Consider the following 779-nt stretch of genomic DNA (forward strand, 5'->3'; position numbering starts at 1 on the left):
GATCTGCTGGCCCGGGCCGGCAGAATCGCTGTCCCCTACCTGGTAGACCCGAATACCGGCATGGAACTGTTCGAATCCGAAGCCATTCTCGACTATCTGGACCAGACCTACGGCGACTGATCCCCGCACTACCTGGCAATGATGACGGGGCACCGATAAATGGTGCCCCTTGCCCCTTCTACACCCCACTTTTTAGTGCTATATATCCAATGGCAGGTTGCATTCGTGGCACCCGCAAAACGGCAAGTATCCTTTAACGTTGGAAAGAGAGTGGCACCATGAGTCGTCGCCAATTTGATGACTACGACCCGAATGAGTGGGAAGAAGAACACAAGCGTGCAGAGCGTGAGCGCCGCAAGCGAGACGCCAAGCGTCACAGACATGATGATGAGAAAGGAGAAGAAAGCCGGGAGCGCTCACGTCCACAGGCTTACTGATTACATCGCCTTCTGATCACCTTGGGCATTACCGGTTTTTCGAGGGTTGCCGAAAAGAGTTAGGGCCCGGTTACTGCTACGCCTTCCCGCTTTGCAGTAACCGCTGACCGCTCCTCCCCCGCTATTCTCCGTAACGGCTCACCAGCTTCGACAGCAGGGTTGCGGTCTGCTCGTCCGTTGCCAGACGAAACCCACCTCGCCAATGGCCATTGTCCAGATAGCTATGCCATAGCGGCTCCGCATGCACGTGCAACTCTCGCTGGCCAGACAGATTGAAGGGCAACTTCAGCACCATCGTTTGCAAGGTTTGTGGTGGTACGCCTTTGCCCGCCAGGCAAACGC

At 56.2% G+C, this 779-nt stretch carries 3 protein-coding genes; 2 read left to right on the forward strand and 1 reads right to left on the reverse strand.

What is annotated here, in order from left to right:
* The first annotated feature begins 6 nt into the window (after positions 1-6).
* Positions 7-120: a glutathione S-transferase N-terminal domain-containing protein gene (locus tag A3730_RS29605; protein WP_255364238.1), complete on the forward strand. Its 114-nt coding sequence runs from the start codon at positions 7-9 to the stop codon at positions 118-120.
* Between the two features lie 158 nt (positions 121-278).
* On the forward strand, positions 279-437 hold the full coding sequence (locus tag A3730_RS30325; RefSeq protein WP_156496967.1) for a hypothetical protein: 159 nt from the start codon (positions 279-281) through the stop codon (positions 435-437).
* Positions 438-558: 121 nt separating this feature from the next.
* Here the strand turns inward: A3730_RS30325 and A3730_RS31375 are convergent.
* On the reverse strand, positions 559-779 hold a 221-nt coding region (locus A3730_RS31375), incomplete at its 5' end, for a hypothetical protein (protein ID WP_231883905.1).

This window comes from Alcanivorax sp. HI0044 (assembly GCF_001634945.1).

Bases quoted from the DNA above. Each gene is read 5' to 3' on its own strand.
- A3730_RS30325 (WP_156496967.1), top strand. From the start codon at position 279: ATGAGTCGTCGCCAATTTGATGACTACGACCCGAATGAGTGGGAAGAA.